At 64.8% G+C, this 304-nt stretch carries 1 protein-coding gene; it reads right to left on the bottom strand.

The window, feature by feature from the left end; translation table 11 throughout:
- Positions 1-268: hypothetical protein (locus EN851_RS35355; protein WP_135931115.1), on the bottom strand; the 268-nt coding region annotated here is incomplete at its 3' end.
- Positions 269-304 lie beyond the last annotated feature (36 nt).

The raw sequence follows: 304 nt of genomic DNA on the forward strand, positions 1-304 counted from the left end.
CGGTCAGCCACACCGTGTTGGTGATGCCGGCGTTCTTGATGTAGCGCAGCAGATCGGCGAATTCGAGCTCGCGGCCCTTCGGCGCGCCATTGTCGCCGTTGCTGACCGCCTCGGCGCCGGCCTTCTTGGCCGCATCGTTGGGTTTGTCGGAAGAAGCCTGTGCAGCGAGGGCTGCGCCGGCAAGGCGACGGCAAAGACGCTGGCCACCGAAAGCGCTGAACGTGGATTGGCGAGGCTGGTCGCAAGGCCAATCCAGAAGGCGCGCCAAGTCGAAAATCCCCTGGAATCGACGGCCAATGCGCCA

It is taken from the genome of Mesorhizobium sp. M8A.F.Ca.ET.208.01.1.1 (assembly GCF_004791315.1).
In the GTDB taxonomy this organism is placed as follows: domain Bacteria; phylum Pseudomonadota; class Alphaproteobacteria; order Rhizobiales; family Rhizobiaceae; genus Mesorhizobium.